Origin of the sequence: Endozoicomonas atrinae (assembly GCF_001647025.1) — a bacterium.
Lineage (GTDB): Bacteria > Pseudomonadota > Gammaproteobacteria > Pseudomonadales > Endozoicomonadaceae > Endozoicomonas > Endozoicomonas atrinae.
Genome location: NZ_LUKQ02000252.1, coordinates 1 through 7,574 on the forward strand (window position 1 = coordinate 1; position 7,574 = coordinate 7,574).

The 7,574-nt window shown below is 47.5% G+C and carries 7 protein-coding genes and 2 pseudogenes; 7 read left to right on the plus strand and 2 right to left on the minus strand.

Translation table 11 applies throughout. The features are described 5' to 3' along the window. From AK963_RS33470 to AK963_RS35790, 7 genes and pseudogenes are all read left to right on the plus strand, one after another. On the plus strand, nt 1-425 hold a 425-nt coding region (locus tag AK963_RS33470), incomplete at its 5' end, for a hypothetical protein (RefSeq protein ID WP_202969835.1). Beyond that, entirely contained in the window at nt 425-1,660 is a 1,236-nt protein-coding gene (locus AK963_RS22990) for a hypothetical protein (protein WP_066017745.1), read from the plus strand. The genes AK963_RS33470 and AK963_RS22990, both read left to right, overlap by 1 nt. Nucleotides 1,661-1,665: 5 nt before the next feature. Continuing rightward, entirely contained in the window at nt 1,666-3,537 is a 1,872-nt protein-coding gene (locus tag AK963_RS22995) for a hypothetical protein (RefSeq protein WP_066017746.1), read from the plus strand. 85 nt (nt 3,538-3,622) lie between these two features. Next, complete coding sequence (locus AK963_RS23000) at nt 3,623-3,856, plus strand: hypothetical protein (RefSeq protein ID WP_066017747.1); 234 nt, start codon at nt 3,623-3,625, stop codon at nt 3,854-3,856. A gap of 478 nt (nt 3,857-4,334) precedes the next feature. Continuing rightward, nucleotides 4,335-4,757, plus strand: coding sequence for a LexA family protein (locus AK963_RS23005; RefSeq protein WP_066017748.1), 423 nt, complete (start codon nt 4,335-4,337; stop codon nt 4,755-4,757). Continuing rightward, nucleotides 4,754-5,827 (plus strand): annotated as a pseudogene (locus AK963_RS23010) (Y-family DNA polymerase); the annotation flags it as partial. The gene AK963_RS23005 and the pseudogene AK963_RS23010, both read left to right, overlap by 4 nt. A 48-nt stretch (nt 5,828-5,875) precedes the next feature. Continuing rightward, a complete protein-coding gene (locus tag AK963_RS35790) occupies nt 5,876-6,031 on the plus strand; it encodes a DUF4113 domain-containing protein (RefSeq protein WP_238593825.1) in 156 nt (51 codons plus the stop codon). 12 nt (nt 6,032-6,043) lie between these two features. Here the strand turns inward: AK963_RS35790 and AK963_RS23015 are convergent, their stop codons facing one another. Both AK963_RS23015 and AK963_RS35795 read right to left on the minus strand, forming a co-directional pair. Beyond that, the gene (locus AK963_RS23015) at nt 6,044-7,039 is read right to left on the minus strand and encodes a hypothetical protein (protein ID WP_139117601.1); all 996 of its coding nucleotides are present in this window, start codon (nt 7,037-7,039) and stop codon (nt 6,044-6,046) included. A 359-nt stretch (nt 7,040-7,398) separates the two neighbouring features. Beyond that, nucleotides 7,399-7,574: pseudogene (locus AK963_RS35795) on the minus strand (IS256 family transposase); the annotation flags it as partial.

Sequence of the window (7,574 nt, forward strand, 5' to 3'; positions counted from 1 at the left end):
TCAGCCAGAAGGTATGGGACAACGGCGACCCGAACTGGACTGATCACCGGGTTGGGGATCAGACCACGGCGCAATACAACACTATCAACTATCCGGTGGAAGTGACCAACAAGGGAGCCATCTATGGTAAGTGGGCGATCATTTTCACCAGTGGTTCAGCCTTTCAGATTGTTGAAGAAAAGCTCGGGATCATCGCAACCGGCAATACCATTGCTGATGCAGCGCCACTTAACCCGGAAACAGGTGTGCCTTTCTTCACTATCCGGGCTGATGGTTGGGGAACTGGCTGGGCAGCGGGGAACGCTATTCGATTTAATACCGATGGTTGCCTTGCACCTATCTGGATTTGTCGGACGGTTCTCGCCGGTCAGGGAACGGAAACCAATGATGATTTTACGCTTCAAATCAGGGGGGATGCTGACTAATGGCTGGAATATGGTTTCCCGAAGATAATGCTGCAGGCACATTATCTACTCCTCGAATTTATGCAGCGGATAATGAGGCATTTAATTCGTCTGTTTCCGAACTTCATTTTGTAATGACGTTGATTTTGCATGAGTCAACGGCGACAAAAAGTGTTCCGCTTTTAAATGTAGATGGCTTCGCAACGTCAAATGGCAGTTCTGTGTATCGGACAGACATTTGGGTTGAAAATGGGGTTTTACATTATCGAACGGAAAGGTCTAGTGATGGCCGTGTAGGAACAAAGGGAGAATCAACTACCCTATTGCCGACAGGTGTGCCTGTTGAAATCGTAATCACTATGAATGCGAGCCGGAGTTATTCGCCTGATAAGTTGGTAATGCACATCAATGGCACACGAGATACCGTTGTTAATTTGCAATCAAGTAAAAACTATACCTTTCCTTGGTATAGTTATCAGGAAGTCTCACTGGGCTACGCATCGAAGACGAATACCTTTGCAGCAGGTCTATTAATTACAGACTTTCACCTATCCAATATTTATAACTCATCGCCAGTAAAAAATACGTCCGCAATTAGTACCTACCAGACGATATGGAACTCTGATTTTGAGAATGTGGCTGAACCTCTAAAAGTCACTACCCGGCGGAATAACATAGACAGCAGTCTAACCTGGGTTAATAGCGATGATACAAAGGTCATCTGGACAGATGGAAATACCATCCCGACGACAGGTGGCGGTGGTGATGCCGGAGCCGGGGGGATTATCATTCCCGGTAATGGCAACACCACACAGGTTCAGGGCGTCATTACAGAGAATGATCTTTTTGTTGCCCGGAGAGTCATGGCTATAACCGAGGCACAGTTGGCAGTGACCGATAGTGAACTGACCAAACATGCTGTTCTCGATAGCACTGTCAGCAGTGATGTTGATGGAACCTATACCTTGGATACCAGCCCTTACGAGGGCGCAGTAATGGTAATGGCAACGGACGAATACGGCACTGTCTGGCAACCAGATACAGCCTATGTTGTCGGTGATGTTATCAGGCCTGCAAACTTTCAGGGCTATGTCTACCAATGCACACTCGCTGGCATCACTGGCAATACGGAACCGGTCTGGTGGTATGAGACTGATACGAGCCAGACGATAGGTACTGCTCAATTCAAAGCAAAACCGTTTAGCCGTCCACTGGTACACGGTCCAATAATCCCAACCATCATTCCTGCCAGCTGATAACGATGGCTTACCTACCAAACAAAGCTGATTTCATTTTCGGCCTCGATCCTTATGTGCCGGTTACTGACTTCGCTTTCTATCCAGAAAAGAAATACGCCTTTGTTACACCGCCTTCGATAGTCAGTGTTTACCAAGGGCGGTGGGATACCGGCCTCAGTAGCCAGCAGAGCCGTCTGGTGGCCTATGGCGTTAGTTTGCCTGTTAGTCGTAGCCGGACACAAACTAGCCAGCAGGCAACGCCTCTGAAAGTCTTGCCAATGGGGCTATTTTGGGGGGAGGTGACTAAAAAGAGTGCCGTTGTCCGTTTTAGTCATGGTGAGTCGGTAGCCAAACGCAGTTCAAAAAATAGCCTTTGGAAACGTACCATCCTGCAGGATGTTAAACACTCGCAGCGTTGGGATCACTCAATAAAGGCTACTGATGAGAGTGCAGTTGATCGTTGGCAAACAGGCAGGCCTGAAGATCGACAAAAACAAAACAGTATCCGCCGAGTGGATGAATTCAGCCCACCGCATGAGTTAGACATGCTCGGCTACTTGATGCCAGGTGGAAATGCAGTCAGCTTTCTTTTTGATGGTCGGCCTTATTCGCCTGATATCACCCCGGAAGTCTATTTCAAAATAGATTGGCGATTAGAGCGAAAGGTAATACAGCCGAGAGACAGCAAGCTTGTCTCAAACTTCCAGAGCAACCGCCGGGAAGATCAGCCGGTTATTCTGCTGTGGGGTTTAGGCCAGAAAGCCAAGGATGAAAGCGTAACCGGCAACTATGACGGTGAGACTGACCCGGACATTGTGGAAAAGCCGGAACCGGAACAGCCAGAGATCAGGGAGAGCTATCTGCTAATGAACATTAGCACCACTGTCGTATTGCCTGCCCGGACTCCGCTTGAACTGCCATCAATGGAGATAAGTCTGGATATTGATAGCTTCTCATGGAGCTTTACCGGAGAGCTATGGGGCGCTTCCAATATCGCACTGGTGGAACCGGACGAGAACGGTCCGAAGCAGATCGAAGTGGATATCTACGGCTGGAAGTGGATCTTCATTATTGAGCGTTACAGCACAAACCGACGGTTCGGGGATGAGCGTTACACCCTTTATGGCAGCAGTCGAACGCAACTGCTCGCAGCCCCCTATGCGCCGCAACGAAGCAAGAGCAACAGCGCCAACCTGAACGCTAAACAGGCCATTACCGAAGAACTGGCCTCTTTCTTTGAAGAGAGCGGCTTCACGGCAATCTATCCCGATCTGAACGACTACAGTACTCCCGATTGGATCATGCCCGGTGGCTCATTCAGCTATCAGAACCAGACCGCTATGCAGGTGGTGGCCAAGATCGCAACTACAGCTGGATCGGTGATCATCCCAAGTCGTGATAATGACCAGGTGAGCATACAGCCCCGTTATCCTGCCAGCCCTTGGCACTGGAATACTGCCACAATGGATAAGATCGTTCCGGCAAGTATGGTCATTAGCTTGAGTGCCAACTGGCGACCGGAGCAGGCTTACAATGCTGTTTATGTCTCTGGCACCAATGCTGGAGTAGCGGTAAATGTTAAGCGCACAGGCAGTGCCGGTGATAACCCAGCACCGGATATTCTGGAAGACTGGTTGACAGAAACACAGGTCAATACTGAGCGAGGCCGAAATGAGCTGGCCAAGGGCGGCAACCAGAGCATTACCACCATTGAACTGCCATTGACCGACACCAACACGGCACCTGGCTTAATTGAGCCGGGTATGCTGGTGGAAGTTCAGGATACGCTTTTAGGAGAGAGCGGAAACTGGCAAGCCCTCTGTCTGGCGACCAGCATCAGTGCAAGTGGCGTGGGGAATGTTGTTCAGTCAGTAGAGCTCGAGCGGCATTATTAAAAAGTGCCCAGTATGGTAATACTGGGACTTAAGCGCATTGGTTTGTCATTAAAACGACAGGTTAAACATAGTCTATGGAGGGATTATGGCAACCACCAATATCTGGCAGCAGTTCAAGGCTCTGATTCCTGAAGGCATGCGGGTCATCGCCACCATTACTGCTAACAACGGCAACGGTACCAGTCAGGCAGAGCTGAGAGATGGTTCAGTGATCACCGTGAAGGGGGAGTCAGTAAACGTTGGTCTGAAGGCATTTATTCAGGATGGGGAGATAAGAGGTATCGCACCTGATCTCGCTCACTATGAAGTGGAAGTTTGAGGTAAGCAAAAAATAATAAAGTTATCCAAAATACAGCCGATATCAATCGATCAAAAAATAATCAGTTGTTTATAACCCTCCTTTTTTGCCACTCAGACTCATATCCTCACGGTTTATCCACAGCGTTTTCCACATAAATTCTGGATGACTCATCGAGCTACGCAATAAGAAAAACCGAAATCATTACCATTTATGATCAGGCTCGACTAACAACAAGCACACAATTTATCAACAGGCTACACATGGACTCAAGTCCGATGACAAGTTCAGAGAGGATTGTGCATAACATCCTGTAATAAGGAAGGTTATCTAGAAATCTTGTTTTCAAAGAACGCTGGATTTATCTGTTTATCCACAGCCTGCTTAAACACTGAATATCTTATTTGCTAACCCCCAGCACCACTGCTCATTAGCTTGACACAAGAATCAGATCAAATGACTATACTGTATATATAAACAGTCTTTGAGTTGAAGTGGCATGAAGCCAATCCAGATCCTTCCACAGCCCAGCCCAGAAGTTTTACCCTTCTACCAGAGCCCCGCAGCCTGCGGTTTTACCAGTCCTGCGGCAGATTACCTGCAAGAAACACTGTCCCTTGATCAACTATTAATCCGTCATCCTGCTGCCACTTTCTTCGCCAGAGCCCAGGGACGATCCATGGAAGGGGCCGGTATCTTCGATGGTGATATCCTCATTATTGACCGCTCGCTATCCCCAAAAGATGGTGATGTGATACTCACTCTGCTGGATGGTGAGTTAATCGTAAAGCGCCTCGTCTACTGCAACAACAAGCCAGAACTCCATTCTGAACACCCGGACTACCCGCCCGTTAAGCTCGATTCTGAACAGGAAATTACTGTTTGGGGTGTGGTGACTGAAGTTATTCACCACCTGCGATGAAAGAAGTAATCGCCCTCTGCGACGCCAACGCCTTTTACTGTTCCTGCGAGCAGGTCTTTAATCCATCCCTGCTTGATAAAGCCCTGGGAGTACTGAGCAATAACGATGGCTGCATTGTTGCCAGAACAGCGCAACTCAAAGCACTGGGCGTTGCCATGGGTACACCGGCATTCAAAGTCAGGGATCAGGTAGAGCGTGACGAGATCATTCTGAAAAGCTCCAACTAAGCACTTTACGGCGATATGTCATCTCGTTTTATGTCGGTGTTGGAACAGTTCAGCCCGAAGCTGGAAGTGTATTCCATCGATGAAGCCTTTGTTGACCTCTCCGGTTTTCCTGAAGACAACCTGCATGCCAGAGGCCGGGACATGAAACAGCGGGTATTCCAGTGGACAGGGCTTCCTATTGGCGTGGGCATCTCAACCACCAAAACACTCGCCAAACTGGCGAATTACGCGGCCAAGAAATTTCCGGCAACCGGTGGCGTTGTGGATTTAACCAGCCCCATTCGCCAGCAGCGGCTAATGGCGATTACCCCGGTTGGTGAAGTATGGGGTGTCGGCCGGCGAATCGGAAAACGGCTGGAGGCAGCAGGTATTCATACTGCGGCACAACTGGCAAACGCCAATCGACATTGGATCAAGAAACAGTTTTCTGTAGTGTTGGAACGGACAGTCTGCGAACTCCAGGGAGAATATTGCATTCCCTGGGAGGAAGGAGGCGCAGCGAATAAACATCAGATTATGTGTTCAAGAAGCTTTGGCCATCGAGTCACCACCAAAAAGGAACTCCATGCGGCACTGGCCAGTTTTATCTGTCGTGCCTGCGAGAAACTCAGAAAGCAAAAGCAGTATTCCCGTGAAGCCATCCTCTTTATCAGGACTGACCCCTTTAAAGACAATCTCCCACAAACAGGCCGAAGTCTTAAGCTGATGGCTCCGTCTCCCACAAGCGATAGCTCGGTCTGGCTGCAACAGTTAACTCCGGCTTTGGACGTGCTGTTTCAGGAGGGTTACGAGTATAAAAAGGCAGGCTTCGCCCTAATGGATCTTTGCTCCGGCCAGGGCTTTCAGGGAGATTTACTGGCAGCAGCATCAAACCCCGAAAATACCCGGATGATGTCGGTACTGGATGCCATCAATCAACGCTTTGGAAGCCAAACACTGCGGCCTGCTTCCGTGGGGTTTGAGTCTCAGCAGTGGCATATGAACCAGCAGGCATTGAGTCCCTGTTATACGACTCAGTGGGGGGATATTATTCGAGTTAAGATTTGAATCCTCATTCTTCTACATAGTGTTAGGAGTTACCGTTTCATTCACAATAGAATCTCTTACAAAAACAATTCGGGAGCCTGGAGCCTTACCCAGCCACTCAGCGTTACGATAATATTTTTCATGTCGTAAAACACGAAAATGCCATGCTCGATAATGCATATCAGGAGATGTTTTACCGGCGGTAATTGCCTTGAAAGTTTGAGGGCTTATTTCATTAAGCCAGCCATCTTCTCGCTTCCATTTAAGAGAGTGTTTAAGATGTTCCCCCGGAAAGCCTGGAATAAGAACTTCATCACCAAGAGCCTGCCAATAGATTGCCAATGCTGCTAGCAGGCGGGTCAATTCAAATTGCGTTCGTTGTTCTTCATCAGTAAGACTGATCGAATCAGGGCTAAAATATTCTTGCCCTGCCTTATAGGATTCCCATGTTCCTGATCGAATGTAATCTATCAGCTTATTTTCAGGTATATTGGTCTGAGAGTAGGGAGTGATTCCATCACACTTGTAGCGCGGGTCCGGATAGATAATTCTGAGTACTCGGGTTTTATCGTCTAAGATATTTTTTTGAGGGGTTGGCATATTAGAGTCAAATGGTTTTAACAGTCTGACAGTCTCACTAACCAATGAGCTCACAGTATCAAAGGTGATCAAAGCACCATCGATACCGTCAAGTTCAGGCACTCCCTCTGGAATCATAAGCAGAAACGATGATGCGGGCATCTCAAAGTGGATACCGTCAACTTCATATTGAGCTTGTTGCAACGCTTTAATCGTCTCAACAGTGGGAAAAATAGCTACTTTATCAGGCGACTGTTTCCATAAAAGCTCATGCAGTACTTGATCTCTCCCTTCGTTGAATTCCGTTGGTAGCTGACGACTTACTTCTGTCAGGGTTTTATTCAGCAACTCCGCTTGCTGCTTTTGATTCTTTGGCTTAGGTGTTTTCCAACCTTTGCGATGTTTTTTCATCCAAGTTTCGCAAAGAAACTTATAAGTCTTGAATTTCATAGTAAATCAACTAGAACTACTAAAGGGAGAGCCAGTATAGAATTTACCAGAGGTATCACAAGATGCCTTACTAATTACTGGCTCATAAGTTGGTGATAGTGAGTTTTCGGTTGCCACTAACCTAAACTCTTAAAGTATGCGCTGCCATAACTCTCACAAGATGATTTCCCTAAAAGAAGCTGACCATGCTTTCTATGAAAATACGTATGGCGTAAGCAACCACAGGTAGGTGCATCGCAAATCAGCTTGTCATCTGTATAAACCAGAGTTTCAAGTGTCTTCCAAGAGTACGTGAAAAACGTAGTTTTTAATTTACGATTGAGCCTGTAAATAATTCTGTGTAAACGCCACCAAAACTATTACTCCTTGAACCGGTCAGGAAACATAATTTCAAACCGGTTCATGGCTGCTTTCCAGTTCCTGATCGGCATGGTCCATTTCTCGGAAGCTTTTTCCATGGCCAGATAGATTACCTTCATGACTGACTCATCAGTCCGAAAAATCTTCCGGTTCTTGATCGCCTTACGAATGACGC